The organism is Pantoea sp. C1E2, assembly GCF_056491465.1.
Genome location: NZ_JBSZHT010000002.1, coordinates 2,777,325 through 2,798,251, shown reverse-complemented (window position 1 = coordinate 2,798,251; position 20,927 = coordinate 2,777,325). Strand labels below are relative to the sequence as shown.

Annotated in this window: 19 protein-coding genes and 1 tRNA gene; 11 read left to right on the top strand and 9 right to left on the bottom strand. The window is 52.9% G+C overall.

The window, feature by feature from the left end:
* Positions 1 to 376 precede the first annotated feature (376 nt).
* The 5 genes from putP (at position 377) to phoH (ending at position 7,130) form a co-directional block, all read left to right on the top strand.
* Entirely contained in the window at positions 377 to 1,861 is a 1,485-nt protein-coding gene (gene putP, locus ACXI0A_RS13445) for a sodium/proline symporter PutP (RefSeq protein WP_476148363.1), read from the top strand.
* 616 nt (positions 1,862 to 2,477) lie between these two features.
* Positions 2,478 to 3,311, top strand: a complete 834-nt coding sequence (gene efeU, locus ACXI0A_RS13440) for an iron uptake transporter permease EfeU (RefSeq protein WP_224931632.1) — start codon at positions 2,478 to 2,480, stop codon at positions 3,309 to 3,311.
* A 54-nt stretch (positions 3,312 to 3,365) separates the two neighbouring features.
* The gene (gene efeO / locus ACXI0A_RS13435; protein ID WP_224931634.1) at positions 3,366 to 4,484 is read left to right on the top strand and encodes an iron uptake system protein EfeO; all 1,119 of its coding nucleotides are present in this window, start codon (positions 3,366 to 3,368) and stop codon (positions 4,482 to 4,484) included.
* Between the two features lie 2 nt (positions 4,485 to 4,486).
* The gene (gene efeB, locus ACXI0A_RS13430; RefSeq protein ID WP_476148366.1) at positions 4,487 to 5,767 is read left to right on the top strand and encodes an iron uptake transporter deferrochelatase/peroxidase subunit; all 1,281 of its coding nucleotides are present in this window, start codon (positions 4,487 to 4,489) and stop codon (positions 5,765 to 5,767) included.
* 574 nt (positions 5,768 to 6,341) lie between these two features.
* Entirely contained in the window at positions 6,342 to 7,130 is a 789-nt protein-coding gene (gene phoH / locus ACXI0A_RS13425; protein ID WP_224931637.1) for a phosphate starvation-inducible protein PhoH, read from the top strand.
* 60 nt (positions 7,131 to 7,190) lie between these two features.
* On the opposite strand, the gene ACXI0A_RS13420 is transcribed toward phoH, so the two are convergent.
* The 3 genes from ACXI0A_RS13420 to ACXI0A_RS13410 are packed head-to-tail and all read right to left on the bottom strand — an operon-like array spanning position 7,191 to position 10,324.
* A complete protein-coding gene (locus tag ACXI0A_RS13420; protein ID WP_476148368.1) occupies positions 7,191 to 8,021 on the bottom strand; it encodes a bifunctional allantoicase/(S)-ureidoglycine aminohydrolase in 831 nt (276 codons plus the stop codon).
* Between the two features lie 10 nt (positions 8,022 to 8,031).
* Positions 8,032 to 9,084 (bottom strand): ureidoglycolate dehydrogenase, encoded by a 1,053-nt coding sequence (gene allD / locus ACXI0A_RS13415; RefSeq protein WP_476148370.1) that lies wholly within the window; start codon positions 9,082 to 9,084, stop codon positions 8,032 to 8,034.
* Positions 9,071 to 10,324, bottom strand: a complete 1,254-nt coding sequence (locus tag ACXI0A_RS13410) for an MFS transporter (RefSeq protein ID WP_476148372.1) — start codon at positions 10,322 to 10,324, stop codon at positions 9,071 to 9,073. The genes allD and ACXI0A_RS13410 overlap by 14 nt, the downstream gene beginning before the upstream one ends.
* Positions 10,325 to 10,460: 136 nt before the next feature.
* Between ACXI0A_RS13410 and ACXI0A_RS13405 the strand changes: the two genes are divergently transcribed.
* Positions 10,461 to 10,688 (top strand): hypothetical protein, encoded by a 228-nt coding sequence (locus ACXI0A_RS13405; protein WP_476148374.1) that lies wholly within the window; start codon positions 10,461 to 10,463, stop codon positions 10,686 to 10,688.
* Here the strand turns inward: ACXI0A_RS13405 and ACXI0A_RS13400 are convergent.
* Both ACXI0A_RS13400 and ACXI0A_RS13395 read right to left on the bottom strand, forming a co-directional pair.
* Positions 10,685 to 11,563, bottom strand: a complete 879-nt coding sequence (locus ACXI0A_RS13400) for a pepsin/retropepsin-like aspartic protease family protein (protein WP_224931645.1) — start codon at positions 11,561 to 11,563, stop codon at positions 10,685 to 10,687. The two genes, ACXI0A_RS13405 and ACXI0A_RS13400, sit on opposite strands and share 4 nt — an antisense overlap.
* Positions 11,564 to 11,671: 108 nt before the next feature.
* A complete protein-coding gene (locus ACXI0A_RS13395; protein WP_476148376.1) occupies positions 11,672 to 12,676 on the bottom strand; it encodes a nitrilase-related carbon-nitrogen hydrolase in 1,005 nt (334 codons plus the stop codon).
* A 92-nt stretch (positions 12,677 to 12,768) separates the two neighbouring features.
* Here ACXI0A_RS13395 and ACXI0A_RS13390 point away from each other — a divergent pair, with 92 nt between their 5' ends.
* Positions 12,769 to 13,644 (top strand): LysR family transcriptional regulator, encoded by an 876-nt coding sequence (locus tag ACXI0A_RS13390; RefSeq protein WP_479485261.1) that lies wholly within the window; start codon positions 12,769 to 12,771, stop codon positions 13,642 to 13,644.
* Between the two features lie 62 nt (positions 13,645 to 13,706).
* Here the strand turns inward: ACXI0A_RS13390 and ACXI0A_RS13385 are convergent.
* A tRNA-Ser gene (locus ACXI0A_RS13385) sits at positions 13,707 to 13,794 on the bottom strand.
* Positions 13,795 to 14,037: 243 nt separating this feature from the next.
* Here ACXI0A_RS13385 and phoA point away from each other — a divergent pair.
* Entirely contained in the window at positions 14,038 to 15,444 is a 1,407-nt protein-coding gene (phoA, locus tag ACXI0A_RS13380) for an alkaline phosphatase (protein WP_476148380.1), read from the top strand.
* Positions 15,445 to 15,510: 66 nt separating this feature from the next.
* On the opposite strand, the gene gap is transcribed toward phoA, so the two are convergent.
* The 3 genes from gap to ACXI0A_RS13365 all read right to left on the bottom strand — a co-directional run bounded on the left by gap (position 15,511) and on the right by ACXI0A_RS13365 (position 18,651).
* The gene (gene gap, locus ACXI0A_RS13375) at positions 15,511 to 16,521 is read right to left on the bottom strand and encodes a type I glyceraldehyde-3-phosphate dehydrogenase (RefSeq protein ID WP_476151042.1); all 1,011 of its coding nucleotides are present in this window, start codon (positions 16,519 to 16,521) and stop codon (positions 15,511 to 15,513) included.
* A 78-nt stretch (positions 16,522 to 16,599) separates the two neighbouring features.
* Complete coding sequence (locus ACXI0A_RS13370) at positions 16,600 to 17,577, bottom strand: helix-turn-helix domain-containing protein (protein ID WP_476148382.1); 978 nt, start codon at positions 17,575 to 17,577, stop codon at positions 16,600 to 16,602.
* A gap of 51 nt (positions 17,578 to 17,628) precedes the next feature.
* Positions 17,629 to 18,651, bottom strand: coding sequence for a substrate-binding domain-containing protein (locus ACXI0A_RS13365; RefSeq protein ID WP_476148384.1), 1,023 nt, complete (start codon positions 18,649 to 18,651; stop codon positions 17,629 to 17,631).
* Positions 18,652 to 18,945: 294 nt separating this feature from the next.
* On the opposite strand from ACXI0A_RS13365, the gene ACXI0A_RS13360 reads away from it, so the two are divergent.
* Genes ACXI0A_RS13360 through ACXI0A_RS13350 form a run of 3 tightly spaced genes read left to right on the top strand, consistent with a single transcriptional unit; the run spans position 18,946 to position 20,923 of the window.
* Positions 18,946 to 19,266 carry a PTS sugar transporter subunit IIB gene (locus ACXI0A_RS13360; protein ID WP_034824314.1) on the top strand — a complete coding sequence of 107 codons (321 nt, stop codon included), beginning with the start codon at positions 18,946 to 18,948 and terminating at the stop codon, positions 19,264 to 19,266.
* Positions 19,266 to 20,582: a PTS sugar transporter subunit IIC gene (locus tag ACXI0A_RS13355; protein WP_224931660.1), complete on the top strand. Its 1,317-nt coding sequence runs from the start codon at positions 19,266 to 19,268 to the stop codon at positions 20,580 to 20,582. Before ACXI0A_RS13360 ends, ACXI0A_RS13355 begins: the two co-directional genes overlap by 1 nt.
* Before the next feature lie 8 nt (positions 20,583 to 20,590).
* Positions 20,591 to 20,923 carry a PTS lactose/cellobiose transporter subunit IIA gene (locus ACXI0A_RS13350; protein WP_476151044.1) on the top strand — a complete coding sequence of 111 codons (333 nt, stop codon included), beginning with the start codon at positions 20,591 to 20,593 and terminating at the stop codon, positions 20,921 to 20,923.
* Positions 20,924 to 20,927 lie beyond the last annotated feature (4 nt).

Sequence of the window (20,927 nt, the reverse complement as noted above, 5' to 3'; positions counted from 1 at the left end):
TGTGCAACCGTGTTAAATGTGACCTGAGTTGCACGTTTATCACCGCTTAAAACCGGGCTGGTGAAAAAGCGGCACAGAACTTGCTGCAAGAAGCTCGCCAAAGTTGCAACTCCGGTCAACGAGAGCACTCTCATCTTGATTAAGGTGCAACTCAAAGTGTGAGCGTGTGCAACCTATTGGCATTAAATCATCGAAGTCAGGTGAAACCATTGTGACAGCTGTGTTAAATGCATTGTGCGCGCCGCCCCTTTGCGGCAGGATACCGCGCCTTAAGAGGAATCGCTTTCTCTGGATGCGGTAAAGCCCTGCGTTATCACGTTCCGATGACGCAGGAAAAAGATTTCTCTTAACGGATTAAATAATAAGTGGAGAGAGTATGAGTGTAAGCACACCGATGTTGGTGACCTTTGTAATTTATATCCTGGGAATGGTGCTGATTGGTTTTATTGCCTACCGTTCTACCAAAAACTTTGACGACTACATTCTGGGCGGACGCAGTTTAGGCAGCGTGGTGACCGCACTGTCAGCGGGCGCATCGGATATGAGCGGTTGGCTGCTGATGGGCTTGCCCGGCGCCATCTTCCTTTCTGGTATCTCTGAAAGCTGGATCGCCATCGGCCTCACCATCGGTGCCTGGCTGAACTGGAAAATCGTTGCGGGTCGTCTGCGCGTGCAGACCGAACATCACGACAATGCCTTAACCCTGCCGGATTTCTTCTCCAGCCGTTTCGAAGACAAAAGCAAATTGCTGCGCGTCATCTCCGCTGTGGTTATCCTCATCTTCTTCACCATCTATTGCGCCTCAGGCGTGGTTGCCGGTGCTCGTCTGTTTGAAAGCACCTTTGGCATGGATTACCAAACCGCGCTGTGGGCCGGTGCTGCTGCCACCATCCTTTATACGCTGGTGGGCGGTTTCCTGGCGGTGAGCTGGACCGATACCGTGCAGGCCAGCCTGATGATCTTCGCGCTAATCCTGACGCCCGTGTTTGTGATTATTGCCGTTGGCGGGCTGGATGATTCACTGGCGGTTATCGAAGCGAAAAGCCTCGAAAACCTCGATATGCTGAAAGGGCTCAATTTTGTTGCCGTGATCTCCTTACTCGGCTGGGGCCTGGGCTACTTTGGACAACCGCATATTCTGGCGCGCTTTATGGCGGCAGATTCACACCGCTCTATCCGTGCGGCGCGCCGTATCGGCATGACCTGGATGATCCTGTGCCTGGCGGGTGCCGTGGCGGTCGGCTTCTTTGGTATCGCTTACTTCCAGAACCACCCTGAACAAGCGGCAGGTGTGAGCCAGAACGGCGAGCGCGTGTTCATTGAACTGGCGCGTATCCTGTTCAACCCGTGGATTGCCGGCATCTTGCTGTCAGCGATTCTGGCCGCAGTGATGTCCACCCTGAGCTGCCAGCTGCTGGTGTGCTCAAGCGCCCTGACAGAAGACCTCTATAAAGGCTTCCTGCGTAAAAATGCCAGCCAGAAAGAGCTGGTGTGGGTAGGGCGTCTGATGGTGCTGCTGATTGCGCTGATCGCTATCGCGCTGGCGGCTAACCCGGAAAACCGCGTGCTCGGCTTAGTCAGCTATGCATGGGCGGGCTTCGGTGCAGCCTTCGGTCCGGTTGTCCTGTTCGGTGTGTGCTGGAAACGTATGACACGTAACGGCGCGCTGGCCGGTATGGTGATTGGTGCAATGACTGTGCTGCTGTGGAAGCAATATGGCTACACCGAACTGTATGAAATCATCCCTGGCTTCATCTTCGCCAGCATCGCGATTGTGGTGTTCAGCCTGATCGGCAAAGGCCCATCAGAAGCAGCACAAGCGCGTTTCGAGGCAGCAGAAGCGGAATTCAACACCAAGTAATTTGTCTCTGATACTTCAAGCCCGCCGGTTAAACGGCGGGCTTTTTTTATGGAATCGACCAGGCTCCAACACTTAATTTATAACAACGGGTGATAACGCAGTCTGGTGCCTTTCTGTTCTGAAGCTTCTGTGCGTGTCATTAAAATCGGCAATGCTTAAATCTTCAATTCAAAGCAATACCACAGCTGAACGTCCAATAAAGGCCATTCCGAGGAGCGAAGCGTCCGCGCCATGGACGGCGCGGTCGATCTGCAGGGATGCGTGGTTTCTTCGCGATCGGGATGGCCTTTAGTGGACAGTGCACTGAACCTGCAGCGATCCCCCCGCACTGAACCTGCAGCGATCCCCCCGCACTCAACCCGCAGCGATCCCCCCGCACTCAATCCGCAGCGATATTCCCGCACTAAACCTGCGGCAATCCCCCTAGCACTGAACATTTTCCGGATCGCTGAAACCCCACCCCCCATTCTCACAGAATCTGTTTCCCGCTCCGCAAATGAGAAATAATTTCATTAAGTGACTTGTAATTTTACCCGCGATAATGATAATCGATATCGTTTACACTTTACGTATTTTTACCTAAGGTTTACCCTCCTTAACAATCAAGAGGTTGGTGATGTTCGTACCGTTTCTCATTATGCTGCGTGAAGGTCTTGAAGCAGCACTCATCGTCAGCCTGATTGCCAGCTACCTGAAACGCACTCAGCGTACACAGTGGTTCCCCGCGATGTGGGCAGGTGTCTTCACTGCGGCTGCTCTCTGCTTAGGTCTTGGCATCTTCATCAACGAAACCACCGGCGAATTCCCGCAAAAACAGCAAGAACTGTTTGAAGGCATCGTGGCGGTTGTCGCAGTGGTTATCCTCACCTCCATGGTGTTCTGGATGCGCAAAGTCTCGCGCAACATCAAAGCCACGCTGGAACGCTCAGTGGATCAGGCGCTGCAAAAACAGGGCGGCGGTGGCTTCCCGCTGGTGCTCATGGTCTTTCTGGCCGTGGCGCGTGAAGGCCTCGAATCCGTCTTCTTCCTGCTGGCTGCCTTTACTCAGGATGTCGGTTATGCACCGCCGATTGGCGCGGTACTCGGTCTGTTAACGGCGATTGTATTGGGCATGCTGCTTTACTACGGCGGCATCCGCCTCAACCTGGCGAGCTTCTTCCGCTGGACCAGCTTATTCATCCTCTTTGTTGCCGCAGGCCTGGCAGCGGGCGCAATCCGTGCCTTCCATGAGGCTGGACTCTGGAACCACTTCCAGGACATCGCCTTTGACCTCAGTAACACGCTCTCCACCCACTCGGTGGTCGGCACGCTGCTGGAAGGCATACTCGGCTATCAGGAAACACCTAGCGTCAGCGAAGTCGCGGCCTGGTTAATCTATCTGATTCCGGCGCTGCTGCTGTTCTTCTTCCCGGCTCGCCCCGCGGCTAACACCGCACGCACCACTCGCTGAAATTAAATCAGGCGCGATTGCGCGCCTGTTCTTCCATGTAACAGGGATATCACTATGACGATTCGCTTCCGCCGTAAGGCGCTGTTGGTTTCAATGCTGGCTCTCTCAGGCGCCGCATCTGCTGCATCCATCCCGCAAGTCACGGTCACCGTCACTGACAAACAGTGTGAGCCGATGTCACTCAATGTGCAGGCGGGCAAAACCCAGTTCATCATCAAAAACAACAGCCAGAAAGCGCTGGAGTGGGAAATCCTGAAAGGGGTGATGGTGGTGGAAGAGCGTGAAAACATCGCGCCAGGATTCAGCCAGAAACTCACCGCTAACCTTGAAGCGGGCGAATACGACATGACCTGTGGTTTGTTGACCAACCCGAAAGGCAAGCTGGTTGTCACCGGCGAGTCGAAAACTGCTGCAAAAGGCAAAACCGACATCATGCAGTTGGCTGGCCCAATCACTGACTACAAAACCTATGTGATGAGCGAAGTCAAAGAGCTGGTTGCAGGCACTCAGGCCTTTACCGATGCGGTTAAAGCGGGCGATCTGGAAAAAGCCAAAGCGCTGTACGCACCAACCCGTGCGCACTACGAGCGTATCGAACCGATTGCCGAACTCTTCTCCGATCTGGACAGCAGCATCGATGCCCGTGAAGACGACTTCGAGAAAAAAGCCGAAGACCCGAAATTCACCGGCTTCCACCGCATCGAAAAAATTCTGTGGGCCGACAAAACCACCAAAGGTGCTGAAGAGTTCGCCACTAAGCTGAATCAGGACGTGCTGGATCTGCAAACACGCATCAGCGAGTTGGCGTTCCCACCGGCGAAAGTGGTCGGTGGCGCAGCAGGCCTGATCGAAGAAGTCGCGGCGAGTAAAATCTCCGGTGAAGAAGATCGTTACAGCCGTACCGACCTGTCTGACTTCCAGGCGAACATTGATGGCGCTCAGAAAATTGTCGATCTGCTGCGTCCACAGCTGCAAAAAGCCAACCCGCAACTGCTGGCGAAAATCGATGCCAACTTCAAAAAAGTGGACGGTATTCTTAGCAAATACCGCACTAAAGACGGTTTTGAGTCCTATGAGAAACTCACCACCGCTGACCGTAATGCGCTGAAAGGGCCGATCACCACTCTGGCGGAAGATCTCTCCCTGCTGCGCGGAACTTTAGGCCTCGACTAATCATGAGCTATAAAAATGACGCGGCAGAGCCGTCGCGTCGTCGTTTATTGCAGGGATTAGGTATGTTGGGCGGCGCGGCCGCCCTGAGTGGCGGTTGTCCGTTTCATACGGCAGCCGCGGCTGACAGCTTCTCTCCCGGCACGGTTGCACCCGATGCACGCCAGCAGGCGCAACCTTTCTACGGCACTCACCAGGCTGGAATCATTACCCCGCAGCAAGCCTCAATGATGCTGGTGGCTTTTGACGTCTTAGCCAGCGATAAAACCGATTTAGAGCGCTTGTTCCGTCTGCTGACTGAGCGCTTTGCCTTTCTGACAAAAGGGGGCACTGCGCCAACGGTCCCGAATCCGCAGCTGCCGCCGATGGATTCCGGTATTCTTGGCGCGGATATCGCACCCGATAATCTCACCATGACGCTGTCTGTGGGCACTTCGTTGTTTGATGAACGCTTTGGGTTAAGCGCACATAAACCAGCGCAGCTGCAAAGCATGACGCGCTTTCCGAATGATTCACTCGACGCCGAACAGTGTCACGGTGATCTGCTGCTGCAAATTTGCGCCAATACGCAAGACACGGTGATCCACGCACTGCGCGACATCATCAAGTACACGCCCGATCTGCTGGCCGTTCGCTGGCGGCGCGACGGCTTTATCGCCGACCACGCTGCACGCAGTCACGGTAAAGAAACGCCGATCAACCTGCTGGGCTTCAAAGATGGTACTGCCAATCCAGACACGCATAATCCGGCATTAATGGATCAGCTACTGTGGGTCACGGCGAACCAGCAAGAGCCAGCCTGGACGCAGGGCGGCAGCTATCAGGCGGTGCGCATTATTCGTTTCCACGTGGAGATGTGGGATCGCACGCCGCTGGGTGAACAGCAAACCATATTCGGTCGTGAGAAACTTTCCGGTGCGCCGCTGGGCATGAAAGAGGAGCACGATGTGCCCGATTACGCGAAGGATCCGGATGGGGATGTCATCGCGCTGGATGCCCACATTCGCCTCGCCAATCCACGCACGCCGGAAACCGACAGCAGTTTGATGCTGCGCCGGGGCTACAGCTACTCATCAGGGATTACCGGTTCTGGTCAGCTGGACATGGGATTATTGTTCGTCTGTTACCAACATGATTTAGCGAAAGGCTTTATCACCGTGCAGAAGCGCCTCAATGGCGAAGCGCTGGAAGAATATATTCGCCCCATCGGCGGCGGATACTTTTTCGTTTTGCCAGGCGTTCCCGACGAAAAACATTATCTCGGCCAGCCTTTACTGCAGGCCTGATTAATAAATGCACAACGCCTGCGCGGCATGATGGCGGCGCAGGCGTTTTATTAACCCACCGCTAACTTTCCTCCGGCCGTAACCGCTTCCGAATGTTCCGAAAAAGTTCAGCCAGGGCTGAATTATCCATCTGACTGAAAAAGTTGAAAAATTTAATTTAAGACGAAAATTCTCATGCTTCGCTTAACACTTTTTCTTCAACGTGAAGTAAAATTACTGTTGCAAACCCCGGTTAATTTGATGCATTTTACTCATAAGCGTTGTCAGTTGTGTGGCTAAGTCCACTGGAGTTCGCGCATGACCCGGTCCTTCTTTGGACAGTTAAATACACCTCAGCTAGCGCAGTACACTGCGGGGGATTTCTTCCCTCCAAAGTATCCTCTTCACTTTTCAATTATCGTTTCCGAACTAACGCCAATTCTTTACCGGTGCGCTTCAGCGCTTCGTCGTTGTTGCACACTATTCTCAATGGCTAGACTCGGCTTACAAGGAAGCCAAAGTAACCTCTAAAGCGTTCAAGTCATCGCCGCGGGTGAGCCGCCGCGATAAATGAAACCAACTGTAAGGTGCCACTATGGGAAGACAGAAAGCAGTGATCAAAGCGCGTCGTGAAGCCAGAAGAGTCGTTCGTAGTGATTCTCGCAGTCACCGTCAGCGCGAAGAAGAATCGGTCACTTCGCTGGTGCAGATGGGTGGGTTGGATTCCATTGGTATGGCGCGTGATTCACGCGATCGTGGTCCGATTGAAGCCAGAAATGAAGCTCAAGCGCACTATCTTAATGCCATAGAATCGAAACAGCTGATATTCGCCACCGGTGAAGCCGGTTGCGGTAAAACCTGGATTAGCGCAGCCAAAGCGGCTGAGGCCCTGATCAATAAGGACATCGAAAGGATCATTGTGACGCGCCCGGTTCTGCAGGCGGATGAAGATCTTGGATTCCTCCCCGGAGATATATCCGAGAAGTTCGCCCCGTATTTCCGACCGGTATACGACGTTCTGGTTAAACGTCTTGGCGCTTCCTTTATGCAGTACTGCCTGCGGCCTGAAATTGCCAAGGTAGAGATTGCGCCCTTCGCATATATGCGCGGACGTACCTTTGAAAATGCGGTAGTGATCCTTGATGAGGCACAAAACGTCACCGCTGCTCAAATGAAGATGTTCCTGACACGCTTAGGTGAAAACGTGACGGTTATCGTCAACGGCGATATCACCCAGTGTGACTTGCCGTCCCACGTCAAATCCGGTCTGGCCGATGCGCTGGCGCGCTTCGAAGAAGACGAGATGATTGGTGTGGTCCGTTTCGGCAAAGACGACTGCGTTCGCTCGGCCCTCTGCCAGCGCACGCTCCATGCTTACGGTTGACCTATTGAGAAGTAGATTGAGAGTGTAGCGAAGCAAAACCCGGCGCAAGCCGGGTTTTTTTCATTTCAACAAGTGCAAATCGGCATGACGGTTCATGTCTTTATACAGCAGATAACGGAAGGGCTCATCGCCACCGGCGTAACAAGCTTGTGGGCAAAACGCACGCAGCCACATGTAATCTCCGGGCTCTACCTCCACCCAATCCTCGTTGAGTTTGTAAACGCCTTTGCCTTGCAGCACATACAGCCCATGCTCCATCACATGCGTTTCCATGAAGGGAATGATGCCACCTGGCTGGAAAGTGACGACGGTGATATGCATGTCATGGCGCATATCATTCACGTCAACAAAGCGCGTGGTGGCCCAGCGTCCGCCGGTATCTGGCATGGCTGTGGGGGTGATATCGCGTTCGTTGACAATCATAAACGGCGGTTTTTCCAGACCCTCCAGCGGCTGCCAGATTTTGCGGATCCAGTTAAAGCGCGCGGCTGCGGTATGGCTGTTTTTGATTTGCCATTTAGCGCCAGCCGGAATGTAAGCGAAGCTGCCTGGCACCAGGTCGTGCTGCGTGCCTTCAACGGTCAACTGCAGATGACCTTCCAGCACGAACAGGGCGCTTTGCGCGGCGGGATCGGATTCCGGTCGTTCACTGCCGCCCTGTGGGCCGACTTCCATAATGTAGTGGGAAAAGGTTTCCGAAAAACCACTCATTGGCCGGGACAGCACCCATAAACGCGTGTGCTGCCAGAACGGTAACTGGCTGGTGACAATATCTGACATCACGCCGCGTGGAATAAACGCATAGGCCTCGGTGAAAATAGAGCGGCCAGTCAACAGACTTTTCTGTCCATCCAGGCCACCGTGCGGTGCGTAATAGCTGCCATGTTCCATGGTTGTCTCCTTAATGGCTTTCAGCAAACGGGTCTTTGTGATCGTACGAGTTAATCCAGACATGGTCCGAAATCAGGTAGTCGTAAATACTGTCGACGATATCGACGCCTTCTTTGTCGGTACGCAGCTGCTCGATATCCGCAATTTCCCCCGGATACATCACGCGCTCAACTCCCTCTGCCGGACGGCTCAGGTTTAGCTCGGCCATAACCTGCTGCACGTTATCGAGGAAGGTCTGCTGATCGCCAAAGAAGGCCGGATTGATCACAATATGCAGCTGGCCCAAATCGCGTCCTTTACTTAAGTCGGCATACATCGAGCTGACACCGCGCCCAAACGGTAATCCCATCAATACGCCGGACAGCATGTCGACCATCATCATCAGGCCATATCCTTTGGGGCCGGAAATCGGCAGCAAGCCACGCACATCATGCGGATTGGTCGTGGGTTTGCCGTTGGCATCCACCGCCCAGCTATCCGGGATCGCTTTATCACGCGAGCGCATGTCGAGGATTTTTCCCCACGCCTGCACGGAGGTCGCCATATCAAAGGTCATAATGCTGTCGCGGCCCGGCGCGGAGAAGGAAATGGGGTTGGTGCCGTAATAGATGTCGGCCCCACCAAAAGGCACCACCATCGGGTCTGACTGGCACATCGCCAGACCAATCAGGCCCGCTTCAGCTGCCATTTGCGTGTAATAGGAGATAGCGCCGCTGTGGCTCATCTTCTTCACGCCAACCACGGCAATCCCTTTCTCTTTTGCTATGTCGATGGCCACTTCCATCGCTTGTTTCGACAGCACCATGCCGGGGCCATTATCGCCGTGCAGGATGGCGCTGCAGGGGCCGGTAGTTTCGAGGCGGATCTCTGGCTGGCAGGTCATTCCACCTTTCTGAATACGTTCAGAGTAGTATTCCACGCGCACCGTACCGTGCGAGTGAATGCCACGCGCTTCAGCAAACACCAGCACATCAGCCATCACTGCGGCATAGTCTGAAGGTAATCCGGCAAGCTTTAGCTTATTCGCGATCAGCGTATGCAAGGTGGCCTTATCGATATTCATACTGACTCCTGTTTTGTTTGTTTCCTGTAAAAATGAACACAGCGACCAGCACCACCGCGCCTGCGGCGAGGATAATGCTGGCTAAGTTAAAGGCGTCCAGCGTGCTACCGGTGCGGTCAGCGATATTGCCGGTCAACCACGGCGCAATGAAGGAGGCCGTCATGCCGAAGAAGTTGTAGATACTCAGCGACGTGGCGAGCTTCTTTTTGTTAGAGAGTTCGGAGATGGTGGAAATCAGCAGGGGATCGAGTGCCAGCTTGCCCAGCAGGCCGTAGCCAATCAGCCCCAGCATGATGATAAAGGCATCCTGCGCATGAACGGCGATGAGCAACATCACGGCAGCTAACACCAGTTGCATCAGCATGATGCGGTATTTGAAGTGGCGGAATTTGTCCGCCACCATGCTGAAAATCAGCGCGCCGGGAATAGAGGCCAATCCCACCAGTGAGGCAATGATGCCTGCGCTACTGCCGGAAAAGTGGCGCTCTGTTTGCAGGAAGTTGGGCAGCCACGACACCACAAGGAAGTAGGCGTAGCAGCTACAGAACAGAATAAAATAGACTGCAAATTTCTTTAGCGTGAAGAAGCTGGATTGCCCATGGTCTTCTTCATGTAATGATTCAGTTGCTGTTGATGCCGGGCGGGCGCTGTCACGACGGATCAGGAAATAATAAAGCGCGAAAGTCAGCAGCATGATAAGCGCTACGCCTTTGAGCATCACCTGCCAGTCAAGGGATTGGCTCAGCACCAGCCAGGACGATCCGCTTAGCCCGATGACCATCCCCACGGAAGAACCACTGTTAATGATTGCCGTAGCGACGTTACGTTTATTTGCGGGAATCTCCTGGCCAGATAGTGAGAACGCTGCGCCATAGAAAAATGCCCCGCTAAGTCCCGCAAGTGCACTGGCGATATAGATCACCATCAGGTTTTGTGAAGCGGACATCAGAAATGTCGCGAGGGCGAAAACCAAAAAGCCAAAAGACAGAATTAACCGTTTATCGAACTTGTCGGAGATCATGCCGGCCGGCACTTGCAGTAGGACGTAAGCGAAGAAGTAGATGCTGGCGATGATGCCAATCTGCTGGTTACTGTGCAGATCTAACGTTTGCATCACCTGCGGATAAATGGGCGTCAGCATGGAACGATAGATCCAGATGACCACCCAGCCCAGACACAATAGCGCGGTCAGCATTTTCCAGTAGGATGCGGGGCGCTTTTTTTGCTCTTCCGTAATCATTGAATCCTCTGTTGCATGAAATGGCAGTGAGTGAAACTTTAGTTGCAGTGGCGACATCATGCATTGACAAAAAATTAACATAAAGGCCTTTTAGTGCTCAGAAAGGTCTGCATGGCAATGAAATTGAGCGGTTTTTATGTGGGATATCAAAGGCTGTCGCTACATTGAAACGAAGAAACTAAAGTTTCACAAAGTGGGATCGATGTCGCAAAGTGAAGGTGTTGAAGGTGTTGAAGGTGTTGAAGGTGTTGAAGGTGTTGAAGACAGTGCAGGGCAGCGAAGGAAAAGTTTCGACGATATTAAAGGAAAGTCACTGGAATCCTTAGGGTCTCCAGTGACCGGTAACTCCGGATGCGCCGGTTAACTTTCCTCAATTGGCCTAAGCAGCATCTGATTATTAGGAAAATCGATGATAACTATGTGTTGTTGCAGGAAGTTCTGACCGACTAAACCATCCGTCTCCATATGTTTAAAATCCCCTTCAAGCAGAATCGCATCGACATTAAAATCCCCTGGTGTGGCATTTTTAATATGAAGTTGTATGGCTTCACAGCGCTCATTATCCAGTTCGGCCATGACTTCGATACAGGTCATATTATTAGGTGATTCGTTAACGCGTTGTTTCCACATCATGGAAATTGTGGCGCCGGTATCCAACACCATTTTATAAGTTTTGTCGTTATTCATTACCTCAATGACGATACCTTCATGGCTGATCGCTAAGGGTAGTGAAAGCCACTGGTTAGCATCGATATTAAATTCGGTAATCTGTCTGGCGACAGAAAATAACGAGCGCTGATAATCTATCATCAGCGCTTTTTGTTGAAACAAACCTAAACCAATCACCATATGCTGAGGGCGTTGACCGTCAGGCATCAGCGTCAATCCCCATGGCGCCAGCGAAACACCTTCTGCATTTTCGAAGCTCATGCCATTGACAGAGACATGATGGAACATGAAACGGTCATTCATATAAACCTCGCCGGTGAGATCGGTGCTACGTGCCTTTTCTTTAAGTCTTTTTAACCACGGGACCTGACGCATAAACTGCTGGGTAAAATGGAAAGCATACGGTGAGCCGGTATCCAGCATAAACTCGCCGTCCTGGCCGTTGATATTTAGCGTAGCGACGGGAACTGCACTTTCATCCAGTGTAAAGGGGATCTCTATGATTGCTTGCGCTGATGATATGGCGCTCAGCGAACAGATAAATATTCCGCAACGTAATAATCCTTTCATTTATTATTTTTCCTTTAATGCGTGTGATTAATTATCGGGCATCACTCCCTCATAAACGTTTAATTAAAAAACCGCTATTGATTTACACCGCATGAAATTAATTTTTTATCAGAAAGTGTTTTTATCGGAATTCTGTGAGCCGAAGCAGGGAATATCCTCAGAAAACCGCGCGGTGCGCGCATCACGCTCATAGCCCTGAGGTTCACACAAGAGATGATAAAGCTCCGGGCGACGACCATGGATCCAGCGACGTCCGGTGGACATCGCCAGTAACGAAAGATCCAAATCGGCACTCACCAACGTATCCCTGAATGACGTGGTTTCGTTGACGATGCGGCCATAAGGGTCAATCACCATCGCATTGCCGGTTCGTATTTCGCCGTTGTCTAATCCGACGCCATTACTGAACAGGACGAACAGCCCGTTATCATGCGCACGCGAAGGCAGCCAGCGCATCAACCATGCTCGACCGCTGTCGCTTGCCAGAGCCACTTCCAGTGCGGCGGGATCGCTTTCTCTGTTTTCCCACAGGCTCACCGGGATGGGTTTCATACCAAAGGGGCTACGTGAATGGGTGCCACCTGTCTGATGCGGGGCAATCAGAATATCGGCTCCCATCAGCGCGGTGATGCGGACGTTGTCGGTTAAATTATTGTCCCAGCAAATCAGTATCCCGGCCTTCACGCCCCATGGCGTATCAAACACGGTGAATTCATTTCCCTGGGCAATGCCAGCGTGTTCAAAGGCATGAATTTTACGGTGCACATGGCGTTGACCGTCCGGCATACAGACCGCATAGGCATTATAGAGTTGCCCATTATCATGCTTTACGATGTAGCCCGCACCAATCGCCATCTGATGCTTTTCTGCCAGGCGAGCGATGCGCGCCAGAGATGGGCTGTTATCTGTGCGCTCGGCCAGGGCTTCGACCTCTGCAATCGGCAGATCAGGTACATGCCAGTAACCGGTGATGCACATTTCCGGAAAGGCTAAAATTTTGATTTCTTCTTGTGCAGCCTGCGCGATAAAGCGCTCCATGACGGAAAGATTGAACGCTTTATCGCTGGCGCGATGGCAAAACTGCACGGTGGCAACGCGAAGTGAATGTTCCATGGTGTTTCTCCTAAGGAAATAGGTCGCTATTTCACCAGAGAGAAATCCCCCGTGTATAATCACAACTTCTCCCACTTTGATAACAGATTGGAATGGATATTAAACTGTTACGCGCGTTTGTAACGCTGGCGCAAGAAGGGACCTATCACTCGGCGGCTAATGTTCTCTGCATCACCCAGCCCGCATTATCTAAACAGATTCAGACACTGGAGCACCTTTCTGGTGTGACGCTTTTCCAGCGTGGACGGCATGGCGCGCGGTTGACGGTGGCGGGAGATCAGTTATTAGCGGCTGCCAGCGAGGTGGTGGAGCGCTATGCGGATTTCTTCGCTGATGTGGCGGCGATCCAAAAAGGGGATTCAGGAAAACTCACCCTGGGTTTTGGCATCTCTTCTTTTCTTTTTGCTCCCAAACACGTCGCCGCCTTTCGCGTACGCTATCCTGGCGTACAAGTCTCGCTCAACGATATGCCTTCGGCGGTTCAGACCCAGCTGCTTGCGGAAGGACGACTGCAAGTAGGATTTGTGCGCTTACCGGTGCCTGAACCACTGCAAATTCAGAGCCTGGACACGGAACAATTGGTGCTGGCGGTAGCAGCTGATCATTTGTCGAGTCCTGTAGAGACCACTCAGATTATTGAAAATCATCAACTCTTGCAGTTAGCACCTCAGAGGGGCGAAGGGCTCACTGCGCAGGCCGATCAGTTCCTCAGCGCAAGAAAACTCACCCCGCGCACGGTGTCGGCTGCTGACGATATTCAGACGTTACTGGCGCTGGTGGCGGCCGGTGATGGTGTGGCGCTATTGCCGGGGAGTGTGAAGCATATCCTGCCTGCTGGCGTCAGGCTACTGCCGCTGGAGGGCGAGCATACCCAATGGCAAACTGGTTTGGCGTGGAATGCCGGGATCAAGGACCCGCTCAGAGACAAGTTTCTAGCGATGGTAATGGGCGATGGCCAGATGAGTTAGTGCTTTGGCCGATCTGAAGACAAAAAAAAGCCTGAACTTTCGTTCAGGCTCTTCTTCAAATATGGCGGTGAGAGAGGGGTTCGAACCCTCGATACGTTGCCGTATACACACTTTCCAGGCGTGCTCCTTCAGCCACTCGGACACCTCACCAAATTTTTTGCTAACCGCGCTGGGTCAACGGGGCGCTACTATAGGGAGTTACCTGAAAACGGTCAAGCCCTATTTTCTCCTTTTGTTCTATCCGCTTAAGCTCTGTGCAGCTTGCTGCATCTCTCGCCGAACTGCGTGTTCTGTCATCAAATTATTCCTTCTCTGCCACAAAAGTGTCACCAGACTGTCGCAGACTTGTCTGCGGAAACATTTGGTTATATTTACTGATAAGGATGCTTATAAATGAAACACATACCTCTTTTCACGGTTTCTCTGCTGGCTTCATTAATTGCGACGTCAGCAGTGGCAGAGTCAACAACTTATACCCGCGCCGCCACCGGTGATATCACCGAACACGGTGGCGCACGCCGCCTCAGCAGCGACCAGACGGAAGCGTTGAAAGCCTCACTCGTTAATACCACGGCCAAAAACGTCATCTTATTGATCGGCGATGGCATGGGCGACTCGGAAATCACCGCCGCACGAAATCAGGCGATGGGCGCGGGTGGTTTCTTCCCTGGCATTGATGCGCTGCCGCTAACCGGCCAGTACACCCACTACTCTTTAGACAAGAAAACCCACAAACCCAATTACGTGACGGATTCGGCTGCCTCCGCTACCGCCTGGGCAACAGGCACCAAATCTTACAACGGTGCCATCGGCGTAGACGTCAATGGCAAGGATCAGGCCACCATTCTTGAGCTGGCGAAAGCCGCCGGGAAAGCCACCGGTAACGTATCCACTGCAGAATTGCAGGATGCCACGCCTGCCGCTTTGATGGCGCATGTCACTTCACGTAAATGTTATGGCCCGGAGAAAACCAGCGAACTGTGTCCGACCAATGCGCTGGAGCAGGGCGGTAAAGGATCTATCAGCGAGCAGATGCTGAAAACCCGTCCAGATGTCACCCTCGGCGGCGGTGCGAAATCGTTCTCTGAAAGCGCCAAAGCGGGTGAGTACCAGGGCAAAACCTTGCGCGAGCAGGCTCAGGCGCTGGGCTTCCAGCTGGTCGATAACCTTGATGACATGAATGCAATCAAACAGGCTGACCAAACGAAACCGGTGCTGGGGCTGTTCTCCGAAGGCAATATGCCGGTTCGCTGGCAGGGGCCGAAAGCCAGCTATCACGGTAATATCGACAAACCCGTGGTGACCTGTGAAGTGAATAAAGATCGCCCGGCATCAGCACCCACACTGGCGCAGATGACCAAGAAAGCGATTGATTTGCTGAGCACCAATGAAAAAGGTTTCTTCCTGCAGGTGGAAGGCGCGTCAATTGATAAACAGGATCACGCGGCAAACCCGTGCGGTCAGATTGGCGAAACGGTGGATCTGGACGAGGCCGTGCAACAGGCACTGGCCTTTGCGCGTGAACACGGTGACACGCTGGTGGTGGTAACGGCTGACCATGCGCACAGTAGCCAGATTATTGAGAATGGCAGCAAAGCGCCGGGCCTGACGCAGGCGGTGAACACCAAAGATGGTGCGGTCATGACCATCAGTTACGGTAACTCTGAAGACGATTCTCAGGGGCATACCGGCACACAGTTGCGCATCGCGGCTTATGGTCCTTATGCCGCTAACGTGGTGGGGCTGACCGATCAGACGGACTTGTTCTTTACGCTGAAGGATGCGATGGGCATTAAGTAACCGCGCCCGGCAGCAACAAGAATCCCCGCATAAGCGGGGATTTTTTTGGCAGTAAAGTGGTGCGGATTACAATCCGCGCTGCGCCATCAACCTTGCTAAATCCACCAGACGATTTGAGAAGCCCCACTCGTTATCGTACCAGGCGAGGATTTTGACCAGGTTGCCACCAATCACCAGGGTGGAAAGCCCATCAATGATCGATGAACGTGGATCGCCCTGATAATCGCTGGAGACCAGTGGCTCATCGCTGTATCCCAGAATGCCTTTTAAGGGACCTTCAGCAGCGGCGGCTTTAAACGCATCGTTGACTTCTTCTGCCGTCACATCACGCTTCAGCGTCACGGTGAGATCCACAATCGACACCACCGGCACCGGCACGCGCAGGGAATACCCCGTCAGACGGCCATCCAGTTCCGGAATGACACGGCCTAATGCTTTCGCCGCACCGCTGGAGTAAGGCACAATCGACAGGGCGGCGGCACGCGCACCGCGCAGATCCTTCTCAGGCTGATCGTGCAGCACCTGGCTATTGGTGTAAGCATGGGTGGTGTTCATCAAGCCATGTTCAATGCCGAATGCCTGATGCAATACCTGCGCGGCGGGTGCCAGACCGTTGGTGGTGCAACTGCCGTTACTCACCACGAAATGTTGCTGGGGATCGTAACGATCATCATTTACGCCTAGCACAATCGTCAGGTCATCGTTTTTACCGGGCGCAGAGATGATCACCCGTTTTGCGCCGCCGTGCGTGATATGCACTTCCGCTTTCTCGCGCTCGGTGAAGAAGCCGGTGGCTTCAATCACGATCTCAACACCCACGTCACGCCAGCGGATATTGGCCGGGTCGCGCTCGCTAAACACTCGCACCGGCTTACCATCGATACGCAACTCACCTTCACCGGCCTCAACTTCTGCAGGAAGTCTGCCCAGCAGTGAATCGTGTTTAAGCAGATGCGCCAGCGTTTTACTGTCGGTGAGATCGTTAATCGCCACAATCTCAATATCGTTGCTGCCCAGCGCGGCGCGGGACACGTTACGTCCGATACGGCCAAAACCGTTAATGCCAACCTTAATCATCATTGACTCCTCATCCGAAGTGGTTGCAGTCAATGTAGGACGATGCGCGATTGGCGTAAACGACAAAAAAGGATCACTTTACGCCATTTTGCGGCAGTGAAAGCGCTGGCGATATTCACCGGGTGTGAGATGCAACTGGCGCTCAAAACTGCGGCGCAGGTTGATGCTGCTGCCAAACCCGGTGTCGATGGCGATGCGTTCCAGCGTAGCGCGGCTTTGCTCCAGCTGTTCACGCGCGGCAGCCAGTCTGGCTTCTGCGACAAAGCGTGCCGGTGACGCGCCGGTTTCACGGGTGAATACACGGGTGAAATTGCGGGGGCTCATGGCGACACGTTCGGCCAGTTTTTCAACGGAGAGATCTTCCGCCAGGCTCGAGCGGATCCAGCTTTGCAGATCGTGAATCGGGCCGGTGCTGGTTTGCTGTAACTGGTAGCGGCTGAACTGCATTTGTCCGCCGGGACGACGCAGATACATCACCATATCCTGAGCAATATCGCGTGCCACGCTGAAGCCAAAATCCTCTTCAACCAGCGCCAGCGTCAGGTCAAAGCCGGAACTGACGCCACCTGAAGTCCAGATCGGACCATCCTGAATATACAACGGACCCCCTTCCACCTGAACACGGGGGAAGCGGGTTTGCAGGGTTTCCAGCAGGCGCCAGTGTGATGTGGCGCGGCGTCCATCAAGCAAACCGGCTTCGGCGAGCAGCATTGCGCCGCCACAAATGGACACTACGCGACGGGCCTGCGGGGCCGCCAGCCTGATGAAATCCACCACCATATTGCCCTCTTCAACGCTGTCACCGCGTCCGGTAATCATGATGGTGTCCCAGGCAGTACGGGGATCTAATTCAGCCAGCTTCAGGTCAGCCAGCAGGTTGAGGCCCGACTGACCATGAATCACCTGATGCGACTGCGTAGTGGCGATACTGACGCGATAACGTGGCTGATCAACGCCAACTGGCAGGTGCAAATTGGCGTGCATCAGGATGTCGGCAATACCGGCGGCTTCAAACAGCATGCCGCCATCGGGAACGATAACGAGGAAATGCTTCATGGCGTAAAATGCTCATCGCGTCAAAATAAGCCAGATTATCGCACGGCGCCGTTATTTTTGCTGGTAATACGGTCCCTGGGTGATCGAATTGCGCAGCACCAGTCGGCCCGGCATCAGTGGCTGCGCCGTAACGCTTTCACCATCCAGCATTTTAGACAGTTGCGTTAACGCGCTTGATACCATCTCAGCAACCGGAACATGCACCGTGGTTAACGCGGGCAGGAGATAGGGCGCAACCGGGATATCATCAAAGCCCAGCAATGAGACGTCATGGGGGATGCGCAAACCTGCGTTGTGCAAAGCGCAGGCGGCACCAATCGCCATATCATCATTGCTGGCGACAATCGCTGAAAACGATACTTTGCGACGTAACAGTGCTTCAACGGCCAATTGCCCACTGGCGCTGGTCCAGCAGCCATCCAGCATCAGGTTTTCGTCGTATTCAATGCCATTTTCCATCAATGCTGAAATATAGCCTTTCAGGCGACTTAATCCGGTGTGCGAACTGCCCATCCCTTTGATAAAAGCGATCTCGCGGTGCCCCTGAGCAATCAAATGATTCACGGCGTTAAGGGTGTCATTTTCGTGATCGGCGCACACTGAATATTGCGGATGCTGCTTCAAACGGCGGTTTAAAACGATTAACGGCTTACTCATGCCGGGAATAAGCGCATCAATATCATCCACGCTTAAATAGCGGGGATAGATGATCACGGCATCGCAATAGCTATCGATTAAAAAATTTATGGCTTCGCGCTCTTGCTGCGCATTGTGTTTACCATCGCCCAGCACCAGTTGTGAACCGAGTTTTTCCGTCATGGTCGCGGCCTGGAATAACAGCTCGGTAAAAAATGGGCCGTTGTAAAGCGTATTGGGCACCATCAGACCAATACTGTGCGAACGGTTGGTCGCAAGACTTCGAGCCAGCAGATTAGGACGGTAATCCATCTCATCAATGGCCAGCATCACCCGATCCCGCACCGTTTTAGACACATAAGCGTGGCCAGCCAGCACCCGTGACACCGTGGCTTTGGACACACCTGCGCGTTTTGCGACATCAAGCATTGTAGTCATTTATCTTCCTTCTCAACGTTCTCGCGCATTGTAGCGCAAAAGCTCAATCTGAAAACCGCAGAGTGCGGCTCTTCTAACCGGTAACGTTTTTTTTCATTATCATCCGATTTCATCACATATTTAAAAGGATAACCTAAAAATAATATGAAACCGGTCTCAGATTAATCATATTTTCACAATTTAAATAAGGTTTAGCGGTTTGAGTTATGGATCACAAAAAGAACAAATTGAATCTGTAACCGGTTGCAGAAACGATTCTCAGCGCGTAATTATTTAAAAAAAACGGAGGGTGTTATGGTGAAAATTCTATTGTGTTGTTCCGCAGGTATGTCAACCAGCATGGTCGTACAAAGAATGCAGAAAGCCGCTACGCAGCTGGGTTTAGAAGCCAAAATTGATGCCGTTGGCATGGAAGAGTTCAGTGAAAAGATCGCGGAGTATGACTGTTGTCTGCTAGGCCCACAGATCAAATACAAGCTGGCAGATTTCGAACGTCAGGCGCAGGAATATCACAAACCGGTTACCGTCATTAACACCATGGATTACGGCATGTTAAATGGCGAAAAAATCCTGAAGTCGGCGCTCGCCCTGATTGATGCCAATAAGGGGGCATGATGAGCACACTGGCTGACTCTTTATTTGGCGTGATTGAGAACCGCATCAGTCCGATTGCTGCGCGACTCTCCTCGCAAAGGCATGTGGTGGCCATCAAGGACGGGTTTATTGCCTCGATGCCGTTCCTGATTGTCGGTTCATTTATGCTGCTGTTCTCACATCCTCCTTTCAGTCAGGACAGCCAGTGGGGCTTCGCCCAGTGGTGGCTAGGTATGGTGAAGCAGTACAACGACCAGCTGATGATGCCCTACAACATGACGATGGGCATCATGGCGGTATTTATTACCGGCGCGATTGCCTACAACCTGGCGCAAAGCTACAAACTCAATGGCCTGATGGCGGCGCTGCTTTCGCTGATGACCTTTTTGGTGGTGGCTGCACCGGAAAAGAATGGTGCATTGTCCGTTGCATCGCTGGGCGGGGAAGGGATATTCACCGCCATCCTGATCAGCCTGTACTGCACGGAAGTGATGCACTGGCTGGTGAAGTACAACATTGGTTTCAAACTGCCGGAGCAGGTGCCGCCAAAGATTCGTCAGTCATTTGACCTGCTGATCCCCATCATGGTGATTTTCCTGACGCTCTATCCGCTGAACCTGTTTATGGAGAGCCACTTTGGTCTGTTGATTCCTCAGGCCATCATGTCAGTGTTCGCGCCAATTATCTCCGCAGCCGATTCACTGCCTGCGGTGCTCATCGCCGTCTTGCTGTGTCATCTGCTGTGGTTTGCCGGTATTCACGGCGCGGCGATTGTCGGCGGGATTTTGCAGGCCTTCTGGCTGAGTAATCTTGGACTGAACCAGGAAGCGTTAAATGCCGGGCAAGAGATTCCCAAAATCTTCATCGAGCCGTTCTGGCAATTTTTCATCACCGTAGGCGGCTCAGGCGCCACCATGGGTCTGGTGATTCTCTACCTGCGCAGCCGCTCAGCGCATTTGCGTTCCATCGGTCGTCTAGGCCTGGTGCCAAGCATGTTCAACATCAATGAACCGATTATTTTCGGCTCCCCGGTGGTAATGAATCCGCTGCTGTTTATTCCCTTTATTACTACGCCGTTGATCAACGCAGTTATCGCCTGGACAGCCACTCGCACTAATTTGGTTAATCATGTCATTTCTCTGGCGCCATGGACCACGCCGGGACCGATTGGTGCGGCCTGGTCTACCGGATGGGACTGGCGTGCGGTGGTGCTGGTGGCGTTCCTGATTTGTTTATCCACGCTGATTTATTACCCGTTCTTCAAAATGTATGAACGCCAACTGCTTGCGCAGGAAGAAGAGATGGCGCAGGAACAACTGGCTGAGGAGATGAAGTAATGCAAGAGATGCAGGAAATGGAAAGTACGGTGATGGAGCTGATTATTCATGCCGGGGAAGCCCGCTCATCATCGATGCAGGCACTGCAAGCGGCCCGAAAACAGAACTGGCAGGAAGCCGATGCACTGCTGGCGAGTGCGCGTGACGCCGCACGTGAGGCCCACAAAATTCAAACCGCGTTAATCGGTGCGGATGAAGGCTGCGGCAAGATTCCGGTCAACCTGATTATGGTGCATGCGCAGGATCATTTGATGAACGCCATGCTGTGCCGCGATTTAGTTGAAGAGCTGATCTATCTGCATCGTCAGGTGCAGGAGTTGTCGAAAACCCACATGCAGTAAGACG

Bases quoted from the DNA above. Each gene is read 5' to 3' on its own strand.
- putP (WP_476148363.1), top strand. From the start codon at position 377: ATGAGTGTAAGCACACCGATGTTGGTGACCTTTGTAATTTATATCCTG.
- efeU (WP_224931632.1), top strand. From the start codon at position 2,478: ATGTTCGTACCGTTTCTCATTATGCTGCGTGAAGGTCTTGAAGCAGCA.
- efeO (WP_224931634.1), top strand. From the start codon at position 3,366: ATGACGATTCGCTTCCGCCGTAAGGCGCTGTTGGTTTCAATGCTGGCT.
- efeB (WP_476148366.1), top strand. From the start codon at position 4,487: ATGAGCTATAAAAATGACGCGGCAGAGCCGTCGCGTCGTCGTTTATTG.
- phoH (WP_224931637.1), top strand. From the start codon at position 6,342: ATGGGAAGACAGAAAGCAGTGATCAAAGCGCGTCGTGAAGCCAGAAGA.
- ACXI0A_RS13420 (WP_476148368.1), bottom strand. From the start codon at position 8,021: ATGGAACATGGCAGCTATTACGCACCGCACGGTGGCCTGGATGGACAG.
- allD (WP_476148370.1), bottom strand. From the start codon at position 9,084: ATGAATATCGATAAGGCCACCTTGCATACGCTGATCGCGAATAAGCTA.
- ACXI0A_RS13410 (WP_476148372.1), bottom strand. From the start codon at position 10,324: ATGATTACGGAAGAGCAAAAAAAGCGCCCCGCATCCTACTGGAAAATG.
- ACXI0A_RS13405 (WP_476148374.1), top strand. From the start codon at position 10,461: ATGTGGGATATCAAAGGCTGTCGCTACATTGAAACGAAGAAACTAAAG.
- ACXI0A_RS13400 (WP_224931645.1), bottom strand. From the start codon at position 11,563: ATGAAAGGATTATTACGTTGCGGAATATTTATCTGTTCGCTGAGCGCC.
- ACXI0A_RS13395 (WP_476148376.1), bottom strand. From the start codon at position 12,676: ATGGAACATTCACTTCGCGTTGCCACCGTGCAGTTTTGCCATCGCGCC.
- ACXI0A_RS13390 (WP_479485261.1), top strand. From the start codon at position 12,769: ATGGATATTAAACTGTTACGCGCGTTTGTAACGCTGGCGCAAGAAGGG.
- phoA (WP_476148380.1), top strand. From the start codon at position 14,038: ATGAAACACATACCTCTTTTCACGGTTTCTCTGCTGGCTTCATTAATT.
- gap (WP_476151042.1), bottom strand. From the start codon at position 16,521: ATGATTAAGGTTGGCATTAACGGTTTTGGCCGTATCGGACGTAACGTG.
- ACXI0A_RS13370 (WP_476148382.1), bottom strand. From the start codon at position 17,577: ATGAAGCATTTCCTCGTTATCGTTCCCGATGGCGGCATGCTGTTTGAA.
- ACXI0A_RS13365 (WP_476148384.1), bottom strand. From the start codon at position 18,651: ATGACTACAATGCTTGATGTCGCAAAACGCGCAGGTGTGTCCAAAGCC.
- ACXI0A_RS13360 (WP_034824314.1), top strand. From the start codon at position 18,946: ATGGTGAAAATTCTATTGTGTTGTTCCGCAGGTATGTCAACCAGCATG.
- ACXI0A_RS13355 (WP_224931660.1), top strand. From the start codon at position 19,266: ATGAGCACACTGGCTGACTCTTTATTTGGCGTGATTGAGAACCGCATC.
- ACXI0A_RS13350 (WP_476151044.1), top strand. From the start codon at position 20,591: ATGCAGGAAATGGAAAGTACGGTGATGGAGCTGATTATTCATGCCGGG.